This is a genomic window from Janthinobacterium sp. UMAB-56 (genome assembly GCF_900095265.1).
GTDB lineage: Bacteria > Pseudomonadota > Gammaproteobacteria > Burkholderiales > Burkholderiaceae_D > Janthinobacterium.
In genome coordinates, this window is record NZ_LT607715.1 from 1 (window position 1) to 341 (window position 341).

Annotated in this window: 1 protein-coding gene; it reads left to right on the forward strand. The window is 63.6% G+C overall.

What is annotated here, in order from left to right; translation table 11 throughout:
- Nucleotides 1–341, forward strand: a 341-nt coding sequence (locus K0F85_RS28405; RefSeq protein WP_219119140.1) for a putative Ig domain-containing protein, incomplete at both ends; no start/stop codon positions are given.

Genomic DNA, 341 nt, shown 5'->3' on the forward strand with positions numbered 1-341 from the left:
CATGGCACGGCGACGGTCAGCGGCACGAGTATCAGTTACACGCCGACGGCAGGGTATTCCGGGTCAGACAGCTTCAAGTATACGGCCAGCAATAGCGGTGGCACTTCGGCGCAAGCCACCGTGACGATCACGGTCAACGGGCCGACCATCACGGTGGCACCGGCGGTCTTGCAGGCGATGACGTTCGGTATTGCCTACAGCGAGACAATCACCGCCAGTGGCGGCGTGTCGTCGTATAGCTATGTCTCCAGCGGCACCTTGCCGGCGGGTCTGAGCCTGGCATCGGACGGCACCTTGTCCGGCACGCCCACGGCGGCGGGGCCGTATAACTTCACCATCAC